Source organism: Kushneria phyllosphaerae (assembly GCF_900312995.1).
In the GTDB taxonomy this organism is placed as follows: Bacteria; Pseudomonadota; Gammaproteobacteria; order Pseudomonadales; family Halomonadaceae; genus Kushneria; species Kushneria phyllosphaerae.
Genome location: NZ_ONZI01000028.1, coordinates 1 through 435 on the forward strand (window position 1 = coordinate 1; position 435 = coordinate 435).

The 435-nt window shown below is 30.8% G+C and carries 1 protein-coding gene; it reads left to right on the forward strand.

Annotated features, from left to right (window positions below):
* Positions 1–396 (forward strand): glycosyltransferase (locus KSP9073_RS17985; protein ID WP_279310086.1); only part of this gene is annotated, 396 nt, incomplete at its 5' end.
* Positions 397–435: the final 39 nt, after the last annotated feature.

Sequence of the window (435 nt, forward strand, 5' to 3'; positions counted from 1 at the left end):
GGATTAAAAGATGCTCAAGTTAAAAAATCAGGATATATACAATATGAATTTGTTAAAGAGGATTTAACAGATTTATTAGCAATTACGGATACAGTAATAAGTAGAGCTGGATCAAATGCGATTTATGAGTTCTTAACATTACGTATACCAATGTTATTAGTACCATTAGGTTTAGATCAATCCCGAGGCGACCAAATTGACAATGCAAATCATTTTGCTGATAAAGGATATGCTAAAGCGATTGATGAAGAACAATTAACAGCACAAATTTTATTACAAGAACTAAATGAAATGGAACAGGAAAGAACTCGAATTATCAATAATATGAAATCGTATGAACAAAGTTATACGAAAGAAGCTTTATTTGATAAGATGATTAAAGACGCATTGAATTAATGGGGGGTAATGCTTTATGAGTCAATGGAAACGTATCTC